The 20,944-nt window shown below is 70.9% G+C and carries 15 protein-coding genes and 1 pseudogene; 12 read left to right on the top strand and 4 right to left on the bottom strand.

Going from position 1 to position 20,944, the window contains the following annotated elements; translation table 11 throughout:
• Nucleotides 1-222: 222 nt before the first annotated feature.
• Nucleotides 223-702, top strand: a complete 480-nt coding sequence (locus ACZ53K_RS04595; protein ID WP_468832043.1) for a GNAT family N-acetyltransferase — start codon at nt 223-225, stop codon at nt 700-702.
• Between the two features lie 147 nt (nt 703-849).
• On the opposite strand, the gene ACZ53K_RS04590 is transcribed toward ACZ53K_RS04595, so the two are convergent.
• Nucleotides 850-2,091, bottom strand: a complete 1,242-nt coding sequence (locus tag ACZ53K_RS04590; protein WP_468832042.1) for a styrene monooxygenase/indole monooxygenase family protein — start codon at nt 2,089-2,091, stop codon at nt 850-852.
• A 211-nt stretch (nt 2,092-2,302) separates the two neighbouring features.
• On the opposite strand from ACZ53K_RS04590, the gene ACZ53K_RS04585 reads away from it, so the two are divergent.
• A complete protein-coding gene (locus tag ACZ53K_RS04585; RefSeq protein ID WP_468832041.1) occupies nt 2,303-5,242 on the top strand; it encodes an alpha/beta fold hydrolase in 2,940 nt (979 codons plus the stop codon).
• A gap of 167 nt (nt 5,243-5,409) precedes the next feature.
• Entirely contained in the window at nt 5,410-6,195 is a 786-nt protein-coding gene (locus ACZ53K_RS04580) for an ABC transporter permease (protein ID WP_468832342.1), read from the top strand.
• A gap of 61 nt (nt 6,196-6,256) precedes the next feature.
• Here the strand turns inward: ACZ53K_RS04580 and ACZ53K_RS04575 are convergent, their stop codons facing one another.
• On the bottom strand, nt 6,257-6,799 hold the full coding sequence (locus ACZ53K_RS04575) for a nuclear transport factor 2 family protein (RefSeq protein WP_468832039.1): 543 nt from the start codon (nt 6,797-6,799) through the stop codon (nt 6,257-6,259).
• 227 nt (nt 6,800-7,026) lie between these two features.
• On the opposite strand from ACZ53K_RS04575, the gene ACZ53K_RS04570 reads away from it, so the two are divergent.
• A complete protein-coding gene (locus ACZ53K_RS04570; RefSeq protein ID WP_468832038.1) occupies nt 7,027-7,593 on the top strand; it encodes a hypothetical protein in 567 nt (188 codons plus the stop codon).
• 121 nt (nt 7,594-7,714) lie between these two features.
• Here the strand turns inward: ACZ53K_RS04570 and ACZ53K_RS04565 are convergent, their stop codons facing one another.
• Nucleotides 7,715-8,743, bottom strand: coding sequence for an alpha/beta hydrolase (locus ACZ53K_RS04565; RefSeq protein WP_468832037.1), 1,029 nt, complete (start codon nt 8,741-8,743; stop codon nt 7,715-7,717).
• 637 nt (nt 8,744-9,380) lie between these two features.
• Here ACZ53K_RS04565 and ACZ53K_RS04560 point away from each other — a divergent pair.
• The 3 genes from ACZ53K_RS04560 to ACZ53K_RS04550 all read left to right on the top strand — a co-directional run bounded on the left by ACZ53K_RS04560 (nt 9,381) and on the right by ACZ53K_RS04550 (nt 14,118).
• Nucleotides 9,381-11,750 carry an FUSC family protein gene (locus ACZ53K_RS04560; RefSeq protein WP_468832035.1) on the top strand — a complete coding sequence of 790 codons (2,370 nt, stop codon included), beginning with the start codon at nt 9,381-9,383 and terminating at the stop codon, nt 11,748-11,750.
• Nucleotides 11,751-12,010: 260 nt separating this feature from the next.
• On the top strand, nt 12,011-13,090 hold the full coding sequence (mreB, locus tag ACZ53K_RS04555; protein WP_468832034.1) for a rod shape-determining protein MreB: 1,080 nt from the start codon (nt 12,011-12,013) through the stop codon (nt 13,088-13,090).
• A gap of 551 nt (nt 13,091-13,641) precedes the next feature.
• Complete coding sequence (locus tag ACZ53K_RS04550; RefSeq protein WP_468832033.1) at nt 13,642-14,118, top strand: DUF4288 domain-containing protein; 477 nt, start codon at nt 13,642-13,644, stop codon at nt 14,116-14,118.
• 165 nt (nt 14,119-14,283) lie between these two features.
• Here ACZ53K_RS04550 and ACZ53K_RS04545 read toward each other — a convergent pair whose 3' ends face one another.
• Entirely contained in the window at nt 14,284-15,204 is a 921-nt protein-coding gene (locus ACZ53K_RS04545; RefSeq protein ID WP_468832032.1) for a TetR/AcrR family transcriptional regulator, read from the bottom strand.
• A gap of 104 nt (nt 15,205-15,308) precedes the next feature.
• On the opposite strand from ACZ53K_RS04545, the gene ACZ53K_RS04540 reads away from it, so the two are divergent.
• From ACZ53K_RS04540 to ACZ53K_RS04520, 5 genes and pseudogenes are all read left to right on the top strand, one after another.
• Complete coding sequence (locus ACZ53K_RS04540) at nt 15,309-16,733, top strand: Rossmann-fold NAD(P)-binding domain-containing protein (RefSeq protein WP_468832341.1); 1,425 nt, start codon at nt 15,309-15,311, stop codon at nt 16,731-16,733.
• 568 nt (nt 16,734-17,301) lie between these two features.
• Nucleotides 17,302-18,918, top strand: a pseudogene (locus tag ACZ53K_RS04535) (sensor histidine kinase); the annotation flags it as partial.
• Between the two features lie 434 nt (nt 18,919-19,352).
• On the top strand, nt 19,353-19,760 hold the full coding sequence (locus ACZ53K_RS04530; protein ID WP_360122739.1) for a roadblock/LC7 domain-containing protein: 408 nt from the start codon (nt 19,353-19,355) through the stop codon (nt 19,758-19,760).
• Between the two features lie 73 nt (nt 19,761-19,833).
• Entirely contained in the window at nt 19,834-20,196 is a 363-nt protein-coding gene (locus ACZ53K_RS04525) for a DUF742 domain-containing protein (protein ID WP_468832030.1), read from the top strand.
• The gene (locus tag ACZ53K_RS04520) at nt 20,177-20,800 is read left to right on the top strand and encodes a GTP-binding protein (protein ID WP_468832029.1); all 624 of its coding nucleotides are present in this window, start codon (nt 20,177-20,179) and stop codon (nt 20,798-20,800) included. The genes ACZ53K_RS04525 and ACZ53K_RS04520 overlap by 20 nt, the downstream gene beginning before the upstream one ends.
• The last annotated feature ends 144 nt before the right edge of the window (nt 20,801-20,944 follow it).

The following is a 20,944-nucleotide window of genomic DNA, read 5'->3' as shown; positions in this document are numbered from 1 at the left end:
TCGCCTTTGGTGAGCGACCGCCTCTTCGGCGTCATCGGCGTGTGTGGCGGGGCCCCCGAGAGTCGAAATGTCCCCTGGTGGCCCACCGTTCACCGCCGTCGCGGAAAACCCGCTGTAATACCTGGGAACCGTTCCGGCTGAATGGCGCATGATGCTGCGTATGAATGTCGAACAACGCCCCACTGATGCCGTGGAGATGCAGCGTGCCGCGGCGGGTGCGCCATGACGGGGGCCCCGGTCATCCGCCACGCGGTACGTACCGACCTGGCGGACGTGGTCGCACTGGCCGCGGAGCACGCCGCGTACGAACGGTCCGCGCCGCCCGCCGTCGACCTGGAGAGCCGGCTCGCGGACGCGCTCTTCGGGCAGCGCGTGCCGGCGCTGCGCTGTCTGGTCGCCGAATTGTCCGGCGGCGAACTCGCCGGGTACGCCACCTGCTCGCCGGGCTTCGACACCTGGCAGGGCCGCGATTATCTGCATCTGGACTGCCTCTACCTGCGTGCCGAGCACCGCGGTCTCGGGCTGGGCGCCCGGCTGGTCGAGGCGGTCATCGCCGAGGGCAAGGCGCTGGGTGTCGCGGAGATGCAGTGGAACACGCCCGACTGGAACGCCGGAGCGATTCGTTTCTACGACCGGTTCGGCGCGACCCGCAAGGACAAGAAACGTTTCACGCTGGTGTTGGAGCCGGGGGGCAGGGGCTGAGAACCGGGGCGTGGCCAGGAAGGCGGCGGCCAGGGTGACAGAGGAAGCCGGGCTGGCAGAGGGCGTAGGGGCGGCAGAGTAAGCAGAAGCGGCAGCGGCGGAGGCAGCAGAAGCGTCGGAGGAAGCAAGGGGGGCCGGGAGCGGCTCTCACCTCTTGGCGCCCGCTATGGCAGTGGCCAGGTAGGCGTCGGCATGGGCCGCCGTCATCAGCCACTCGTGGAAATCCGACGGGTCGGCGTAACCGTTGGCGAAACGGTGCGCCACGGAGGGGTGTTCGGCGGCGGCCGCCAGCAGCCGCTGCACGTGCTGCGGCATCGGCTCCAGCATCAGGTTGGTGAACTCCGTGACCTGCCGGGCGTGCCGCCAGAACGCGGCGAAGGCCGCGTGCATCCACTCCGCGTCGTAGGGCGCGTCACCGTGCTCCAGGATCGCGGCCAGATAGGCGGCCGCGCCGCGGGCCGCGGTGTTCGAGCCCTGGCCGGTGATCGGATCGTTGGTCACGACCGCGTCCGCCATGCCCAGCACGTACGTGTCCGGCGCGACCTCGGCCACCGGATGCCGGACGGTGGGGGTGACCGCGCCGTACAGCGTCGCGCCCGCGTCCGTGGGCACGGCGTCCCTGCACAACTCGTACTCCCCGGGCGCGTATGTACGCAGGAGCCCGAGCGCACGGGACACACAGCCGTCCGGCGAGGGCTGGTCGTGCCAGCAGTCGAACGGTCCGCCGGGCAGTGCCTCGAACAGCACGATGCCGCACGGCCCGCCCGTGGTGAGCGCCGGCAGGACGAACACCTCGCCGGCCCCGGCCACCGCGTTGATCCGTGTCTGCGGTTCCGGTTCGCCGGCCGGTGCCGCGATGCCGTGCACGTACACGCAGGCCAGCGTGCGCTGTGGGCGGTCGAAGGGGCAGTACAGCGGGTTGCGGGCGAAGATCCGGGTGAGATCGCCGCGCCCGGAGGCGACGATGGTCAGGTCGTGTTCGGCGGCGAGCGCGGGCAGCATGGCGGGTGTGACGGAGCCGTACCGAACCCGGCCGCCCCTGGCCTCGTACAGGCCGAGCCAGCCGGCCATCTTCACCCGCTGGTCGACGGAGTGCGGCGGCTCGTCGAACTGCCCGGTGAAGACCAGCGCGGATTTCCCGGGCGGATCCCACATCGTCACCCGCAGCGTGGCCGCGCCGGGCGCGGTCGCGTCCCAGAGATTGAGCCCGGCGGCCCGCTCCAGACGCCGCGCCGGACCGAACATGAGCTGCGTGGACATCACCCGGCCGGCCCGCACCTCCTGCGCCGTACGGTCGGTGACCAGCGTGACGTCGTACTCCGCGGCCAGGAGGGTCAGGGCGAGATGCAGCCCCGCCTGCCCAGCGCCGACGATGGCGATCCTGCGCATTGCCGCCTCCCCTGGGCCGACCCGGCCCCGCCCCACATCGTCTTTTGTAGCGGCAGGGGTGTGCGGTGTACAGAGGGCTACGGGGCGTGCGGGCGCGTTGCGCGTACTGCGGGCGCGGTATGCGGGACGGCGGCCGTACTGCCGGGGGAGGTGCGCGGGTTCGCCCCGGCGGCTCGGTGGTGTGCCGCGGAACGTCCTTAGGATTCACCGTATGACTTTCCGACTCCGCGGACGACGGCTGTACGCGACAGCGGCCGTGCTGGCCGTGCTCGCCGGGTCAGGTACGTGGGCGGCCGTGGCCGCGGACGACCCGCCCGCCGTACATCAGGAGGACCGGACCTTCACCATGCCGGAGAGCGCCGAGGGCTCCGGTGGGGGCGCCGGTGCCGCGGCCGGGGGTGGAAGCGGGTCCGACGGCAAGGTCCGTGTCGACACCTCCTTCTTCACCGCGGGCGGCACCGGCCCACGCCCCGCCGTCCTCCTCGGGCACGGCTTCGGCGGCAGCAAGGAATCCGTACGGGAGCAGGCCGAGCAGCTGGCGCGCGACGGATACGCCGTGCTGACCTGGTCGGCGCGAGGATTCGGCACATCCACGGGCAAGATCGGACTCAACGACCCGGACCGGGAGGTGGCCGACGTCCGCCGGCTGATCGACTGGCTGGCGAAGCGTCCCGAGGTACGGCTCGACGGCGCGGGCGACCCGCGGGTCGGCGTGGCCGGCGGCTCGTACGGCGGCGCGATCGCGTTGCTGGCTGCCGGGTACGACAAGCGGGTCGACGCGATCGCCCCACAGATCACGTACTGGAACCTGGCCGACGCGCTCTTCCCCAACGGCGTCTTCAAGAAGCTGTGGGCCGGCATGTTCTTCTCCACGGGCTCGGTCGGGGCGGCCGAAATGGCCGGGGGCTCGGGGAACGGGGGGTCTGGTGGAGGCGGATCCGAGAACGGTGGTTCCGGTGGCGGTGGCGGGGGCGCCGGAGGAGGTGCGGGATCTGCCGAGTCGGGATCTGCCGGGGCCGGGTCTGGGGCTGCGGATTCGGGCTCGGGCGCCGGTGGCGGTGGGAAGTCCGCCGCCGAGACCGCGCCCCGGGACGTCACCGACGGCTGCGGCCGGTTCGAGCCGCAGCTGTGCGCGATGTACGAGCGGATCGCCGTTTCCGGCAAACCCGACGACGCCGCCCGCAAGCTTCTCGAAGCGCGCAGTCCCTCCGCCGTCGCGGACCGGATCAAGGTTCCGACACTCCTGATGCAGGGCAGAACCGATTCGCTTTTCCCGCTCGGCCAGGCCGACGCGATGTACCAGGCGCTCCGCAAGAACGGCGCGCCCGTATCCGTCGACTGGCTCGCCGGCGGGCACGACGGCGGCGACCGCGAAACCGGCCGCCTCAACGGCCGTACGACGGCATGGTTCGACCGCTACCTGAAGGACGACAAGAACGCGGACACCGGGCCCGCCTTCCGCGTCAGCCGCGGCGGGGCCGTGGACTCCACCAACGGCGCGGCCCGGCTGCGCGGCGCGAGCGGTGACCGCTACCCGGGCCTGGACAACGATCCGCAGCCGATCCGCCTGGCCGGCCGCGAACAGCGCTTCGCCAATCCGGCCGGGGCGAGCCCGCCGTCCATTTCCACGGTGCCCGGCGTCGGTGCCCTCAACAGCCTCTCCAGCGTCGGCGCCGGACTCTCCCTCGACTCGCCGGGCCAGTACGCCCGCTTCGAATCGCAGCCGCTCCGTGATCCGCTGCGCGTCACCGGCGCGCCGACCGCCCGCGTTCGCATCGGCTCGACCAGCGATGACGCGGTGATCTTCGCCAAGGTGTACGACATCGGGCCGAACGGCAGCAGCCGGCCGGTGCTGCCCGCCGGGCTCGCCGAGCCGTCCCGCATCACCGGTGCCAAGGCCGGCAAGAGCGTCGAACTGCGAACGCCCGCCATCGACCACGAGTTCGCGGCCGGGCACCGGCTGCGCCTGGTGCTGTCCTCGACGGACCTCGCGTACGCCTCGCCCGCCGAGCCCGCCACGTACACCGCCTCGCTCGAAGGCACCGGCCAAGGCGGCGGCAGCGTCGGCGTTTTGAACGTGCCGACCGCGCCCGCCGTCAAGAGCGCCGCGGCTCCGCTGCCCGCGTGGACGTGGGCGCTGCCCATCGCGGGCGGGGTCATCGCCGTACTCCTCCTGCTCGTCGGGCGGCGGCGGTCCGCGGCCGGCGCGCCCGACCCGGACCTGGCGGACGTGCCGCTGCAGATCACCGGACTGAGCAAGCGGTACGCCAAGTCCGCCGATCGCTACGCCGTACGGGACCTCTCTTTCCGCGTCGAGAAGGGGCAGGTGCTCGGCCTGCTCGGCCCGAACGGCGCCGGCAAGACCACCACCTTGCGCATGCTCATGGGCCTGATCGGGCCGGACGCCGGCGAGATCCGTGTCTTCGGGCACGCGATCCGGCCCGGCGCGCCGGTGCTGTCGCGGGTCGGCGCGTTCGTCGAGGGCGCCGGTTTTCTGCCGCACCTGTCCGGGCGCGCCAACCTCGACCTGTACTGGCAGGCCTCCGGGCGCCCGGCGGAGGACGCGCACATCGACGAAGCGCTGGAGATCGCGGGGCTGGGCGACGCGTTGCAGCGCGCGGTACGTACCTACTCCCAGGGAATGCGGCAGCGCCTGGCCATCGCGCAGGCCATGCTGGGCCTTCCGGACCTGCTCATCCTGGACGAGCCGACCAACGGGCTCGACCCGCCGCAGATCCGCGAGATGCGGGACGTGATGATCCGGTACGCGGCCGGCGGCCGCACCGTGATCGTCTCCAGTCACTTGCTGGCCGAGGTCGAACAGACCTGTACGCATCTGGTCGTCATGGACCGCGGCCGGCTCGTCCAGGCGGGACCCGTCGCCGACATCGTCGGCACCGGCGACACCCTGCTCGTCGGCGTGGAGAGTGTCGAGCCGCTGTCCGACGTCCTCCTGGAGAAGGTGGCCGCGCTGCCCGGAGTGGCGGCGGCCGCCCGCGCCGACGACGGCCTGCTCGTCACGCTCGACGGCACAACGAGCACGGCGCAACTGCTGCCCGAACTGCTCCGGCTGGAAATCCCGGTGGCCCGCATCGGCCCCCACCGACGCCTGGAGGACGCTTTCCTCACCATGATCGGAGGAGACCGGTGACCCGTCCCACCGAGCCTGGCGACGACCGCCGGCGCACGCAGCCCGAAGGGACCGTGCTTTCTGCGGAGTCCGTGCTTACCGCGGGACCCGCGGGTTCGTCCGTCCTCGGCGCGCCGCACGCACCCGGCTACCGCCCGCGCCGCACCCTCCCGCTGCGCGTCGAGGCGATGCGCCAGCTCAAACGGCGCCGTACGCTCGTCATCGCCACGATCCTGGCGGTGCTGCCGTTCGTCCTGGTCGCCGCCTTCGCGATCGGCGGCGACCCGAGCGGCCGCAACAACCGGGTCACCCTGATGGACACCGCGACGGCGTCCGGCGCCAACTTCACCGCGACCGTTCTGTTCGTCTCGGCGGGCTTCCTGCTGGTCGTGCCGGTGGCGTTGTTCTGTGGAGACACCGTCGCCTCGGAAGCGAGCTGGTCCTCGCTGCGCTACCTGCTGGCGGCACCCGTCCCACGCACCCGGCTGCTGCTCAGCAAACTCACCGTCGCGCTGGTCTTCAGCGCGGCGGCGATGGTGCTGCTGCCGCTGGTCGCGCTCGGCGTGGGAACCGCCGCGTATGGCTGGGGACCGCTCCAACTCCCCACCGGCGGCGCGCTGGCCGCCGGCGACGCGCTGCCGCGCATCGCGCTCGCCGTCGCGTACATCTTCGTCAGCCAGCTGGTCACGGCGGCCCTCGCATTCTGGCTGTCCACGGTGACGGACGCGCCACTGGGCGCGGTCGGCGGCGCGGTCGGCCTGACCATCGTCGGCAATGTGCTGGACCAGGTCACGGCTTTGGAGCAGTGGCGCGACTTCCTTCCGGCGCACTGGCAGTTCGCCTGGGCCGACGCCCTCCAGCCGCAGCTCGACGGCACGGGGATGCTCCAGGGCGCTGCGGTCTCGGTGGCGTACGCGCTGGTGCTGTTCGCGCTGGCGTTCCGGGGATTCGGGAAGAAGGACATCGTGTCGTAGACGGGTGAGGTGGTGGGCCGGCGGGCGGGGGAGGAGCCGGGGCGTGAGGGTGGGGGTCGGCTCAGTCCGTGGAGGCGGAGGCGGAGTCGGCGGCGGTCCGGGTGCTGACTTCAGCGACGGCCTCCGGCCCGCAGGTCTCCGCCACCGCTGCCGGGTCCCAGTAGAACGGACGAATCTCGTGGAGGAGTCCGTCGCGTACGGTCATCAACTGCACGATCGTGGTGGTCAGCACGCGCCCCGTCGCGCGGGCCGTGAACCGTACCCGGCTGGTGACGACGACCTCTTCCCCGGCCACCAGCTGCCGCTGTTCCAGAAATTCCATCGACCGCCACAGCCTGCCCATCACGCCCATGAAACGTTCCAGCCCGGCCGGGCCGCGCCACTCGCCGGCGTACGGCAGGCCGGGGGACTGGCGGAGCACGACGTCCGGGGACAGGCAGGCGGCGAGGGGCGAGAAGTCTGCACGGCCGGGGCCGCCCGCCGCGACGTACACGCGTTCCGCCTCGTAGAACCGGTTCAAAATCTTATGGGTGCGGGCGCTGTCGCGGTCGTTTTCGTACCGCGTCGCGTTCATGTCGTGCGGTGTCACGTCGTGCTGTGTCATGGCGTCAGCCAAGCGCCCGCGGCCGTAAGTCACCGGCGGAAATCCGCCGTCGTGCTCCGGTGCGGCGGCCGGCCGTCTCCGTATGCCTCTGTACGCCAGCGGGCGGGCGTTGCTCCAGAAGGGTGGCGTGTCCGGCGGTCCGCAACCAACTCGCGGCCCCGCTTGTCTCAGTGAGTGAAGACCGGCAATGCGCACATAGGACAGAAGTCGGAAGTCGAGGACATCTCATGCTCCGTCACGCTTCGCGCACCACCGCCATCGCGACCGCCGTCGCCCTCGGCCTCACCCTGACCGCCGCCTCCGCGGCTCCGGCCGGCGCCACCGCCACCGCCGGGGACACCTCCATACAGCAGCAGTCCCGGCCGGACACCCGCGGCGATCGCACGGCCCGTACCGACCGTAGTGACCATACGGCCCGTACCGACCACAGCGACCGTACGGCTCGCATGGCCCGTACCGACCCGAACGGCCGCTACACCGCCGAGGAGATCCGCCGCTTCCTGGTCTCCTTCTACGGAAAGCACGGCCCCAGCGCCTGGAAGCGTGAACACCAGGTCTCCGCCGAACTCAAGAAGAAGGCCGCCGAGACACCCGACTACGACCTGCTGCTGTGCGCGCAGAACACACCGCGCAGCATTTCCGTCGGCAAGGTCACCACCGCGCAGTCCGCCCGGGTCGGCTGGGCGGCCATCACCACGTACTGGGGCGGGAACCGCAAGCAGCACTTCACCGGGTACGTGGACCTGGACGCGACGCGGCCCATCGAACTGCTGGATGTCGTCTGCCCCACGTGACGCGCGGGCCGCGGGCCGCGCGCCGCGGGAGCGGGAGGCGCGGACGTGAAGGAGCAGGGCACGCGAGGAGGAGGGGACGCGATGCGGTGGGCGGAGCGCGGGGGCGTGGGGGAAGGCGGGACTACTCCGCCGGCCCCTGCATGTGCGCGCTGATCCACTGCATCGTGCCTTCGCCCATGCCCTTCACGTACGTGTCGGCGCCGTGCATACCGCCGGCCACCGTCTGCAGCCGCGTCTTGACCGGGCCGCGTCCGTAGCGCGCGATGAACTTCTTGACCTTCGGCACGATCGTGGCCTCCTTGGAGCCGTCCTGGAAGCCCAGGTAGACCTCCGGCCCGCCTTTCTTGATCAGCCGCTGCGCGAGGACCTCCGGGTTGTTCTCCCGCTCCTCCTTCGCGTGTCCGCGCCACAGCGGTGAGTCGGGCACGATGTCGGGACCGCTGGGTATCGCGGCTTTGAAGGTCTCCGGGTGCTGCAGGACGTTCTTCAGCGCGGCGAAGCCGCCGGACGAGGAGCCCATGATCGCCCAGCCGTCCCGGCTCTTGAGCGTACGGAAGTTCTGCCGGACGAAGTCGGGGACGTCCTCGTTCAGCCAGGTGCCCATTTTCGGCTGGCCGGGTATGTCGCTGGCGTCGTAGTACTGCTTGGCGTTGGGGTTGAGCACCGGCATCACGACGATGAAGGGCAGGCTCTTGCCCTCCTTCGACCACTGCGCCAGGTTCTCCTCCAGCTTGAGGTCGCCGCCGATCCAGTAATTGACGGGATAGCCCTCGGCGCCCGGCAGCGCCATCAGGACCGGGAACCCCTTGTCGGCATTCTTCTTCTCGTAGTACTCCGGCGGCGCCCAGACCCACACCTTCCCCGTAAATCCGGACTTGGGGCCGTGGTAGGTGGCCATACCGATCGGGGTGCCGTCACCGGCCCCGCCCACCTTGCGCTGCTCCTTGAAGCTGATCGGGTTGGTGGGCATCTGGGCGAGCGACCCGTTGCCCGGCCGCGTCGCGCCGTGCGAGCCGGACCCGTTCGAGTCACCGAAGCGCACCGGGGCGTCCTCGGAACCGCCTGATCCGCCCGAGCCGCAGCCGGCGGTGGCGGCGAGGGCGGCCAGGGTGCTCAGTACGACCACCGGGGTGAGCAGGGTTTTGCGCACGGGAACTTCTCCTTGCTGAGCGGGCCGGAGGACGTCCGGCTGCCGAGCAAGAGGGCGCGGCCGCTGCCGGGGTTTCCCTCACCGGCTGTGTCCTTGCCCGCGCGAACGGGCGGTGAGCGGCGGGCGTGGCTGTGACCTGCGCGGTTTACCCGTAACAGAAACAGGCTTTACAGGGATTTTCTAGGCGAATGGGAGGGGTGGTGGGGTGGTTGGGGCTTGTGGGGCGTGCTGGGACCCGGGAGGGGCGGAGGCATTCGCTCCGCATGGAGGCGCTCTGCATGGAGGTGCTCTGTATGGGGGTGCTCTGTATGGGGGTGCTCTGTGGGCGGAGGCGCTTCGCCTACGGAGGTGCATTGCCGACGCGATGCTTCGTCGGCGGAGGCGATCCGCAGAAACGGAGGCGCTCCACCGAGGGCATCCCGCCCCTTGCCGCGCAGCCCACGCCCGTACGGCCACCGGCAACCCACCCACTCATCCACCGACCCCACTCATTCACCCAGCCGCCACCATTCCCTCCGCCGCCACAACCCCCTCCGCGCGACACCTGGAAATCCCACCCGAGTTCCCGCCGCAACCCATCCGCAAACCGGTGTGGATCATTCCGTTTCGGCGCTTCCGAGTACGTATTCTCGGTGGCATGACCTGGTCGCGAGCGCTGAAGAAGACCGCCCGCTCCGGGCTGACCATCGAGAAGGCCAAGCTCACCCCGCTCATCGCGATCCGCGGCTCGGTCGGTGTCGCCATCGTCATCGGCCTGTGCCTCTACCTCGACAATCCGGCCCTCGCGGTCTCGTCGGCGTTCGGCGCGTTCGCGGCCGGCATCGCCACCTTCCAGCGCAGCTGGCGCCCGCGGCCCGTCCTGGCCCTCGTCGTGGCGGGCGGCCTCTCGGTCTCCACCTTCCTCGGTTACCTGGCCGCCGCGCACATCGTCGGCTTCCTGGTCCTGCTCTGCCTGTGGACCTTCCTGGCGGGCCTCGCCTGGTCGGTCGGGCCGGTCTCCGGGCTGGTCGGCACGCAGACCGTGTCGGTCATGCTCGTCACCGTCACGCTGCCGACCTCCGTCCTCGGGGCGCTGGAGCACGCGGCCATCATCGCGTTCGGCGGCTTCGTCCAAGCCGCGCTCATCGTGCTGTTCCCCGTACGTCCGTGGGGCGTGCAGCGCGACGCACTCGCGGACGCGCTGGCCGCCGAAGCGGACTACGCCCGTCGGCTGCGGCACGACCCGGTCGCCCCCTTCGACCCGCAGCCGCTGATGGACGCGCGCCTCGCCTCCGCGGTGACCCCGCGTCAGGCCAAGCGCCGGCCGGTCCAGCTGCACGGGCCGCGGGCGCTGGCCGAACAGGTCAGGCCGGTCCTGGCCTCGCTCGCCGACCCGGTCGTCGGCGCGCCCATCGAAGGGCCCGAACGGGACCGGGCGCGCGAACTGCTCGGCGCGGCCGCCACCGTACTGGACGCCGTCGCGACCGCCATCCGGCGCGGCAAGCCCGTACGCCTGCCGCCCGAGGCGATGGCCACCCTCGAAATGCCGCAGGACGGCGACGGCCCGCGGCTGACCGGCGCCGCCCGCCGCTCCGCGCTGCGGCTGATCTCGCTGCTCGCGGACGCCGTCGAGTTCACCGACGAGCCCGTTCGGGCCACCCGGCCCACCACCGAGGCGGAGCGCGGGCACCTGCTGCGTCCGAGTGTGCCGAAGCTGGTGCCGGTGGCGCTGCGTGCCGTACGCCGGGAGCTCCGCTGGTCCTCGCGCATCTTCCGGCACGCGCTGCGCGTCAGCGCGGTGGCCGCGGCGGGCTACCTCATCGGCCAGGCACTGCCCTTCGGCCACGGGTACTGGGCACCGCTTGCCTCGGTGATGGTGATGCGGCCCGACTTCGGACAGACGTATTCGCGCGGCGTCGCACGGTTCATCGGCACGCTGGTCGGCGTGGCGGTGGGCGGCACGATCATGGGCCTCACCCACCCGAACCTGTACGTCAGCGCGGCGCTGGCCATCGTGTGCGTGCTGGCGATGTACCTGCTGATGCGTACGGGAGTCTCGGTGACCTCGGCGTGCGTCGCCGCGTACGTCGTCTTCCTGCTCGGCATCGCGGGCGCCGGCTGGGAACAGACCGTCCAGGAACGCGTCGTCCTCACCCTCGTGGGCGGACTGCTCGCCATGCTGTCCTACGCGCTGTTCCCCGCCTGGGAAACGCCGCGGCTGCGCGAACGGCTGGCCCAGTGGCTGGAGGCCACCGGACGGTACGCCATCGCTGTCTTCGACCGCTACGCGCGGCCCGCCGAACGCCGACCCCGCCAGGTGCGCGAAGCCCTCCTCGACGCGCGCGCGGCCCGCGCCGCCTGGGAGGAGAGCGAGTCGCGGGCAGAGAAGGAGCCGGTGCGCCACCGCGGCCTGTCGCTGAGTGCGGCGGGGGCGGCGCAGTCCGCCCTGTCCACGATGGGCCGGGTGACGATGATCCTGGAAGCGCACCTACCGGATAAGGACGCGGAACCATCACCGGGTGCTTACGCGTTTACGGAAGAGCTGCGCGAGTCACTGCCGCGCGCGGTCGATGCTGTACGGGAACGGCGCGACCTGGACTGGAGCGCATTGCGCGCCGTATGGGAGGAGTGGGCGTCGCAGTCCGAGACCCGCGGCGTCGCGCTGCGCGGCGCCGAACTGCTCCTGGACGCGCTGGACGACTTGGCCGAGGCCCTGTCCCGGGGCCCTGGCGGCAAGAACCGGGCGACGAGGGGAGTCGGGGACACGGGCGGGACACGCAGAGTCGGCGACACGGGAGCGACGCGGAAGGTGACGGATACCGGGGCGACGCGCAAGGCTACGGACACCGGAGCAACGCGCAAGGTCACGGACACCAGGGCGACGCGAAGGGCCGGAGATGCGGGAGGGACACGGGGAGCTGGGGAGGCCAGGGAAACCGGAGAAGCCGGAGATGCAGGAGGGACACGGAGCGTGCGGGAGACCCGTACGCCGTCATCCTCGCCCCCGTCACCTCCATCGCCCTCGTAAGCGCCGTTCCCGCCGCCCGAGCCGCCCTCCGCCCGGCCCGCTCTCCGCGCTGAGCTGAACGCGTCGGCCCGGAACCATTCGGCACCGCCTGTAGTCTTGATAATTGCCCGCAAATGGCGCCATTGGCGAGCTTGACGAACCCGGTGGGCCTCACTTCCGACCGGCTCGGCGAAGCCATACGTGCCGCCCAGGGCGCGATGTTCGAGGGCCCCGCGTGCGGGTCCCTGTCGTCCAGTCGAGAGAGAGCAAGCGAACCTCCCATGGCGTCCAGCACTTCGTCCGGTACGTACGACATAGGCATCGACCTGGGAACCGCCAACACCCTGGTCTACTCACGCGGCAAGGGCGTCGTCCTGAACGAGCCGTCCGTCGTCGCCGTCAACGCGTCCGGCGAGGTGATCGCCGTCGGCTCGGAGGCCAAGCGCACCATCGGCCGCACCCCGTCCGGCATCACCGCGATGCGCCCTCTCCAGGAGGGTGTGATCGCCGACTTCGACGCGGCCGAACAGATGCTCCGCGCACTGATGAAGAAGGCGCTGCCCTCCCGCCGCTTCTCCAAGCCGCGGGTCGTCATCTGCGTGCCCTCCGGCATCACCGGCGTCGAGAGGCGGGCCGTCATCGACTCGGCGCGCAGTGCCGGCGCCCGTGAGGTGCACCTGATCGAGGAGCCGATGGCGGCGGCGATCGGCGCCGGACTGCCGGTGGCCGAGCCGGTCGGCTGCATGGTGGTGGACATCGGAGGCGGTACGACCGAGGTGGCCGTCGTCTCGATGGGCGGCATCGTCACCGCCCAGTCGGTACGGGTCGCGGGCGACGCGCTGGACGCGGCGATCATCTCGTACGTCAAGAAGAAGCACTCGCTGGCGATCGGCGAGCGCACCGCCGAAGACATCAAGATCGCGATCGGTTCCGCGGCCTGGACCCCGGTTGACGTCGACGAGGAGGGCGAGCCCGAGCGCCGTACGTCCTACACCGTCCGCGGCCGGGACCACGTCAGCGGGCTGCCGCGCATCCAGGAGATCACCGAGGAGGAGATCCGTTCGGCGCTGGCCGAACCGGTCGACGCGATCGTACGGGCCGTGCACCGCACCCTCGACGAGTGCCCGCCCGAGCTCTCCGGGGACATCATCGAGCGCGGCATAGCGCTCACCGGCGGCGGCGCGCTGCTGCGCGGCCTGAGCCAGCGGCTGCGCCAGGAGATGGGCGTACCGGTGGTGGTCGCCGACGACCCGCTGGACTGCGTGGTCAACGGCACGGGCCGGTGCGTCGACGAATTCGCGACGCTGCAGGGGCTGTTGGCCGGGGCGATGGAACAGCCGCGTAAGGCCGTACGGCTCTGACGTACGCGCGGGGGCGAGGGGCGCGGGGACGGGGCCGGGGCGGAGCAGTAGCGTTCGAAGGTTCGATCGTGCGTCGCTCGTAACCCCTAGCTCGAAGCTCGTCGCCCGTTGCCCGCCGCCCCTCGTTCTGTGCCGGGCCCGGTGAGCCGCTTCCCGTCCGTCCCTGGCCGGATGCGCCGGCGTGCGGTTACCCCCGGAACGGGTGAAGATGATTGCGCCGGCTGCGAGGCCGGTCGCGGTGAGTCATCGTGTCACCCTGGAGGAACGGTCATGCCGAATCGGATGGCGCTCATGATCGATACGGGGACGCCAGGGGCCGTGCCAGGGGCGACGGGGCTGTCGACAGCCCGCCCGGCGGCCGGCCTCCCCTTCGAAGCCGGGCGCACGCCGTCGGCGCCCGCGAGCACCGGAGCCCCCGCACTCGCATCCGTGTCTGTTCACATTTTCGAATGCGTACCCGAGTGCGTGTCCGGATGCGCAACCGAGTGCGTGTCCGAATCGGTAGGCTCGTCGCCGCCCCTGTCCGTATCCGGTTTCGGAAGCTGCCCCCGATGCTGAACGCGAAGGTTCTCCAGCCGGCTGAATGGGTGCGGACCGGCTCCGTACCGCCGCGCCGCTGGGCCGTCGCCCACGGCCGGTCGCTCGCCGAGGGAAGCGAGAACACCGTGGCGACCGACGGCCTGCAGGAAAGCTCGGACAAGGGGCCCGGGCCGTACATCGCGATGGTGCTCATGGAGTCGCCGGGCAAGGGCGGCGGTGATCCGCTGTACGAGGAGACCGTGATGCTCGTCTACGCGACGGACGACGCGGACGCCCGGAGCCGGGCCGAACGTCGGGCCCGTTCCCGCGGGACGAGCTACCTCGACGACCGCGGCGAAACCGTGTCCTGGCAGTTCAAGCGCGTGGTGGACGTGAACGCGGCGCTGGACGAGGACCTGACGCAGGACGCCGACCTGTACGCCCGGCACTTCCGTGACTACGCAGCCTACGAACGCTTCGAGCCGCTGCTGTCGGGCGAGGAACTCTGACCGACGGCGGAGGCCGGTGCCTGAAAGCCGGCGCTTGCGAGCCGGTGCCTGAGAGCTGGCGCCTGAGGGCTGGTGCCCGAGGGGCGACGGCTGAGATCCGGTGCCGGACGGTTCGGCTGGACACAGGCGTCTCGTCTCACCTCCCTCGCGTCGCGCGGCGTCGTCTCAGGGCGCGGCGTCGGAACAGGGCCCGGACGTGTCGTCGGACGAGATGCCGGGCGAGACACCGGACGAGGCATCGGACGACGCGGCCTCGGGCGCGGCCCCTTGCTTCGCTCGCCGATACACATAGGACTCCAAGCCGTCGAGAATGCGCTCCAGGCCGAATTCCAGGGCCTGGTCGCGAGAGTCGCCGGCCGCGGTGGAGGTGAGGGCGGCGGCGAGTGCGGGGTAGCGGTCGGAGCGGCCGACGAGGAGTTGGTTCAGCGCCGCACTCAGAACCTGTTCCGGGCCCAGGGCGGCACCAGCGGAAGCTTCCGCCCTTGCACTGCCCACACCCATGGACGCCGCGATCTGGGCAAGGGTGCGAACGTGGCCGTTCACCACGACCACCGCGTCCAACTGTTCGGCGCCGTCGAGACCGGTGTCCGCGAGGGCGGCGAGGGCGCTCTCCGTCCAGCCGAGTTCATTGGGGCCCATGACACGAGGGCCCACGGTTGCCGACAGCAGCCAGGGGTGGCGGTGGAGCACCGCGGAAAGCCCCTCGGCCCATTCGCGCAGTGCGGTACGCCAGCCCGCGTCCGTGCGCAGGGCGGGTGGCTCGCCCATGGCGGTGTCGATCATGAGGGCGACCAGCTCGGACTTGCCCGGTACGTAGCGGTACAGGGACATCTTGGTGAAATTCAGTTCACCCGCGATCCGCTGCATGGAGACGGCGGCGAGCCCGCCCGTGTCGGCGAGAGCGATCGCCGTCCGCGTGATGCGGTCCAGGCTCAGTGCGGGCTTGGGGCCTCGGCTGGGGCGGTCGCGCCCGCCCCACAGCAACTCGATGCTCCCCGCCTGCTCCGCGAAGACGTCGGCCGCCGCCTCGGGTACCTGCCCGGCGCTCCGCTTGCTGCCCAGTTCGTTCTTCGCATCTCCGACCACCTCCGCATCCTAAAACTGTGTCCGGGGTATACAGAACTGTGTCCGGCGGATACAGTTGTTTCTGTCGAAGGAATTGCGGATCAACGGGGGAGCGTGGGCGAGCGATGGCGTACGGAACGACATGCGTGGCGGTCGCCGGGCCGAGTGTCCTGATCTCGGGGGCAAGCGTCGCCGGGCCGGCTCTGGCGTACTGGCTGAGGCGCTACGGCTACCGCCCGACCGTGGTGGAGGTGGCTCCGAAACTGCGCGGTGGCGGGTTCGCAGTCGACTTCCGAGGCGATGTGAGCTTGACAGTGCTGGAGCGGATGGGAGTGCTGGAGAAAATCCGGCGGCTCCGCACGAGCGGCAGCCCGATGAGCTTTATCGACGAGTGGGGCGACGAAGTGGCTGCTCTGCCTCCGGAGTTCGCCGGTGGGGAAGTGGAAATCCTCCGATCGGACCTCTCCGGCATCCTCTATGAACACAGCCTGTACGCAGGGGAACCCGCCCTGGATGGCTGTGCGGCTCGCGAGCGCAAATCCGAGGCCGGAACAGAAGAGAAGACGGTGACAGCGGCGGAGAGAAGGGCGGGAGCGACAACAGGGCAAACGGCAGGGGAGGCCGCAAGGGGGACGGCAAGAGAAACGGCAGGTGGAGACGCGGATGCGGCGACCGGGACCGGCCCTTCACCCACCGAGTACATCTTCGGCGACTCCATAACGTCCCTGGTCGAGACAGTGGACGGCGTGTACGCCACCTTCGGGAAGGCGGCTCCGCGCACCTTCGACCTCGTGATCGGTGCGGACGGCCTGCATTCAACCGTCCGACGGCTGGCCTTCGGCCCCGAGGAGGAGTTCGTCAGCCACCTCGGTTACTACATAGCGGGCTGGGACTTGCCGCCCGGCGACGCGGATTTCGCCGCCCGGCCCGTGGGTTACAACGAACCCGGCCGCTTGCTGAGCGTCGGCCGTACGCCCCGACGTGCAGGCGACCCGGCGTACGCGGGCGAAGTCTTCAGTGTCTTCGCATCGGATGAGCTGACGTACGACCGGCGTGACACGGAAGGACAGAAGAAGCTGATAACGCAGGCGTACGAAGGATGCGGCTGGCGTACGCCGGAGCTGATACGCACGGTGTGGGGCGTGGAGGGGTTCTACTTCGACTCCATCAGCCGGGTGGACGTGCCGCGCTGGTCGACGGGGCGAATGGCCCTGCTCGGCGACGCGGCGTACGGAGCTACTGTCGGCGGCATGGGGACCGGGGCGGCTGTCGTGGGCGCGTACGTCCTGGCGGGCGAATTGGCGGCCGCCAACGGTGACCACGCCACGGCGTTCGCGCGCTACGAGGAGCGGCTGCGGCCCTTCGCCGCACGGTGCCAGGAGGGCGGCCGCCGGGCCGGCGAATTCCTGGCACCGCCGACCCGGGAGGCGATCGACGCACGCAACGGCCTGCTGAACGACCCGCAGGCCCTGGCGGCGATGCTGCAGGAGGGTGAGGAGATTTCCGCGGGCATCGAACTGACCGATTACGAGCCCGACAGCCGGGGGTAAGGGGGGGCGGCTAAGGGGAGTCGGCCCCCGCCCATGGCCACTGCCCTCTGCCCACGGCAACCGATCATCGGCCCTCGACCCTAGGGGCGCTGGCCGCCGGCCGCTGTCCCTCCGCTCCCGGTCCTCGGCGGCCACCAGCAACCCACCCACAACCCCAGCCGCCCACCCCACGGCCATCGACCATCCACCCCACAACCCCACCCGTCCCACAATCCCAACCACCCGTCCCACAACGCCAGCCACCGGCCCCACAACCCCAGCTACCCGCCCCTCAACCCCAGCCATCCACCCCGCAACCACCAGCCCTCCACCCCACGGCCACCGGCACTCCGCCCGCGTCCGCCGAGCCGCCACCCCATCGTCGCCCAGCCCGGTGGAGCGACCCGATCTGCCTTCGCAGGGCGAGTAGTGACCTGACGTCAGGCCAAGATCAAAGGCGGTTATGCTACTACCGGCCCAGTGTATGAAGGCAGTTACCGCAGGTATCTCTGTGGCGGCGCCGAACGGGGAGCTGGGGCCCGCTAGACGTCCTGTGATCTGTCGATGTTTTGAGGGTTTTAGGGTGCAGATGGTTCGAGAAGGATCGTCGCCCGAGGGGCCGCGTCCTGCCTCGGTTCTCGCGTGGATACTTCCCGCCGTGGCGACCGCCGTGACCACGGCTGTCGCGACGGCGATGGTCCCCTCGCAAGCGAGTACGCCGGTGGTGTGGATCGGCGCGATCGCCACCGTGGCGGTGGCGCTGGTCACCGGCGAAGCCACCCGCCGTGGCAAGGCGCTCGCCGCGCTGCGCGACCGGGCCGCGGCGCAGCAGGCCGCGTTGGACCGGCAGGAGGCCGAGACCGTTCGGCTGGCCGAGGAACTGCTGCCCGAGGTGGTGGCCCGGCTCGGGCGCGGGGAGTTCCCCGAGGACGTGTACGCGGCGATCACCGAGCAGGTGTCGCGGCAGGCGTGGGAGTCGGGGCTGACGCCGCAGTTCACCGCGGCGCACCAGGCGGTACTGCGTTCCGTCCTCGATGCCGTTGTCGCGGAGGAGGACCTGCGCGAGTCGGCGCAGCGCGCGTTCGTGAACATCGCCCGTCGTGTGCAGGCGATCGTCCACCAACAGGCGCAGGAACTACGGGACATGGAAGACCGGCACGGTCATTCCCCGGAGGTCTTCGGTGATCTGCTGCGGCTGGACCACGGCACGGCCCTGATCGGCCGTCTCGCCGACTCCATCGCGGTGCTCGGCGGCGCACGTCCGGGCCGTCAGTGGAGCCGTGCGGTGCCGCTGTTCAGTGTGCTGCGTGGCGCGATGTCGCGGATCATCGATTACCAGCGCGTCGAGCTGCACTCCGTGTCGGAGGTCGCGGTGGTCGGTACCGCCGTCGAACCGCTGATTCACGCACTCGCCGAGCTGCTCGACAACGCCACCCGATACTCGCCGCCGCAGACCCGGGTGCACCTGACCGCCGTGGAGGTGCAGTCCGGTATCGCCGTGGAGATCGAGGACGGCGGCGTCAGCATGAGCGAGGAGGCCCGCAAGCGGGCCGAGCGGATGCTCCAGCAGGCGCAGCAGGGCATCGACGTCAATGACCTGGGGGAGACCCCGCGGCTCGGCCTGGCCGTGGTCGGCCGGCTGGCGCAGGTGTACAACTTCCAGGTATCGCTGCGGCCTTCGGCGTACGGCGGTGTCCGCGCGGTACTGATCGTTCCGCAGGACCTGCTCACCACCGCTGCCGCGACCGGTCGTGCGCACGGCATCGGCGCGTCCTCCGGCCCGCGTACCGCCCGTACGGAGCGTCGCCAGGTCAACGGCACCGCGCGACCCGCCGGCCCCCGGCACGCCGCGACGCCACCGGCCGCGCAGACTGCCCCGGTGCCCGCCCCGGCGGCGCCGTTCACACCCGCGGCCCCTGCGGCCGTACCCCCGCAGCTCCGGGACGACGTCCGGGAGGAGACCCAGGATGACCTCCCTCTCGTGACCGAGCGGACCCCCAACGGATTGCCGCAGCGGCGCCGCAAGTCCCGCGCCACCGCGCCCGTGCCCCCCGCGGCTCCCGCTGCCCACGCAGCTCCGGCCGCCACGTCTCCCGCCGCCGGGACGGAGGACGCCCCGCCGGTGCAGCCCGGTATGTGGCTGGCCGCGTTCCAGAGCGGCCTTTCCGGCGAATCCCAGGCGGCCCCGCTGGCGCAGAGCCAGGGACAAGGCCAGGGGCAGGGCCAGAGCCAGGCCCCGGGACAGGGGCAGGGACAGTCTGGCCAGGGTCAGCCTGTCCGGAACCAGCCGGGGCAGAACCAGCCGAGGCAGAACCAGCCGGGGTACAGCCAGCCCGGCCGGAGCCAGCCGGGACAAGGTCGGCCAGGGCACGGCCAGCCGGCTCCAGAGCAGCCGGACCACGGCCAGTACGGTCACTCGGACCACGGCCAGTACGGTCAACCGGATCACCATCAGTACGGGCAACCGGACCGCGGCCAATACGGTCAGCCGGACCAATGGAGCGGGCCCGGCGAGCGGTCCGGTGGGAACACCGGCCGGGGCGGCCGTCCGGCCCCCGGTGCCGGAACGGGGACTTCAGTCAGTGCCGCAAGTGCGGCCAGTGAGAGCAGTGACGAGTCGTCGGGAAAGAGTGAATAACCATGATTCAGCACCGGCCCAACATGGACTGGATGCTCAAGGATCTCGCGGAGAGCGTTCCGCAGACCCGTCACGTGGTCGTGCTGTCCTCGGACGGCCTGCGCATGGCCCAGTACGGTACGGACACCGATACCGCCGACCGTCTGGCGGCGGCCTGTGCCGGACTGCAGAGTCTGGCGGGCGCGGTGTCCGCGGAGTTCCCGCACAGCGATGGCCGGATGCGCATGGTCGTGATCGAACTGGACGGCGGCTTCTTCTACTTGATGGCGGCGGGCGCCGGCGCTTACCTGGCCGTCCTGGCCGATGAGGGTGTGGACGCCGGGCTGATAGGACAGCGGATGCGGGACCTCGTGGCGCGTATCGGCGAGCATCTCAGCAGCCCACCGCGCCACGACGGACAGGACGCATGAGCGGGCGCAGCGAGCGAATCGGCAGGCGGCGTGGGCCGCGCGCGGGTACGGCGGGGCGAAGCGGGGAAACGGCATGAGCGGAGCGGACCAGGACTGGGAGGAGCAGAGCCCCGAGCGGCTCTACGTGATCACCGGTGGGCGCAGTGGCGCTTCCGGCCACACCACCTCCCTCGACCTGGTCACGCTGATCGTGTCGAAGACCGGGCCGAAGCCGGGCATGCAGCCGGAGCAGGCGTCGATCGTACGGCTGTGCCATTCCCCGCTGTCCGTGGCGGAACTCTCCGCCTACCTGCAGTTGCCGGTCAGCGTGGTCACCGTCCTGCTCGGTGACCTGCTGGCCGACGGGCGGGTGGTGGCACGCGCACCCGTGCCCCCCGCCCAACTTCCCGACCGTGCCCTTATTGAGGCGGTGATCCATGGACTTGAAAAGCTCTGAAACGCTCGTCGAGCACCCCGCACAGGGGCCGCGGAGCGAGGACGAACTGCCCGAGACGGCCGCCGCCGCGGTCAAGGTCGTCATCGTGGGCGGATTCGGGGTCGGCAAGACGACCCTGGTGGGCGCGGTGAGCGAGATCCGCCCGCTGACCACTGAAGAAACGATGACGCAGGCCGGTGTCGGCGTGGACGACATCGTCGGTGTCGAGCGCAAGACCTCGACGACCGTGGCGATGGACTTCGGCCGTATCAGCCTCAACGACGAACTGGTGCTGTACCTGTTCGGTACGCCCGGCCAGCAGCGTTTCTGGTTCCTGTGGAACGGGCTGTTCGACGGCGCGCTGGGCGCGGTGGTCCTCATCGACACCCGGCGCCTGGAAGTCAGCTTCGACGTCATCGGCCGCCTGGAGGAGCGCGGCGTCCCGTTCGTGGTCGCCGTCAACTCCTTCCCGGACGCCCCCGTCCACCCCGTCGAGGAGATCCGGGGCGCCCTGGACCTGCCCGACGAGGTGCCGATCATCGACTGCGACGCACGGTTGCGTACGTCCAGCCGCGACGTGCTCATGACGCTGATGCGCTATCTGCACTCACTCGCCGCACGTTGATCGCTCGAAGCGCTCCGTAAGCGTGCTGTGAGCGTTCACTGGCAGGCAGCAGGCAGCAGGCAGCAGGCAGCAGGCAGCAGGCAGCAGGCAGCAGGCAGCAGGCAGCAGGCAGCAGGCAGCAGGCAGCAGGCAGCAGGCAGCAGG

Source organism: Streptomyces sp. NPDC033221, assembly GCF_055577005.1.
Note: the sequence above shows the minus strand (reverse complement) of the source record. Positions and strands in the feature narration are given on the sequence as shown.

Coding starts and splice junctions, on each gene's coding strand:
- ACZ53K_RS04540 (WP_468832341.1), top strand. CDS start 15,309: ATGGCGTACGGAACGACATGCGTGGCGGTCGCCGGGCCGAGTGTCCTG.
- ACZ53K_RS04590 (WP_468832042.1), bottom strand. CDS start 2,091: ATGCGCAGGATCGCCATCGTCGGCGCTGGGCAGGCGGGGCTGCATCTC.
- ACZ53K_RS04580 (WP_468832342.1), top strand. CDS start 5,410: ATGCGCCAGCTCAAACGGCGCCGTACGCTCGTCATCGCCACGATCCTG.
- ACZ53K_RS04550 (WP_468832033.1), top strand. CDS start 13,642: ATGCTGAACGCGAAGGTTCTCCAGCCGGCTGAATGGGTGCGGACCGGC.
- ACZ53K_RS04575 (WP_468832039.1), bottom strand. CDS start 6,799: ATGACACAGCACGACGTGACACCGCACGACATGAACGCGACGCGGTAC.
- mreB (WP_468832034.1), top strand. CDS start 12,011: ATGGCGTCCAGCACTTCGTCCGGTACGTACGACATAGGCATCGACCTG.
- ACZ53K_RS04530 (WP_360122739.1), top strand. CDS start 19,353: ATGATTCAGCACCGGCCCAACATGGACTGGATGCTCAAGGATCTCGCG.
- ACZ53K_RS04520 (WP_468832029.1), top strand. CDS start 20,177: ATGGACTTGAAAAGCTCTGAAACGCTCGTCGAGCACCCCGCACAGGGG.
- ACZ53K_RS04585 (WP_468832041.1), top strand. CDS start 2,303: ATGACTTTCCGACTCCGCGGACGACGGCTGTACGCGACAGCGGCCGTG.
- ACZ53K_RS04560 (WP_468832035.1), top strand. CDS start 9,381: ATGACCTGGTCGCGAGCGCTGAAGAAGACCGCCCGCTCCGGGCTGACC.
- ACZ53K_RS04595 (WP_468832043.1), top strand. CDS start 223: ATGACGGGGGCCCCGGTCATCCGCCACGCGGTACGTACCGACCTGGCG.
- ACZ53K_RS04570 (WP_468832038.1), top strand. CDS start 7,027: ATGCTCCGTCACGCTTCGCGCACCACCGCCATCGCGACCGCCGTCGCC.
- ACZ53K_RS04525 (WP_468832030.1), top strand. CDS start 19,834: ATGAGCGGAGCGGACCAGGACTGGGAGGAGCAGAGCCCCGAGCGGCTC.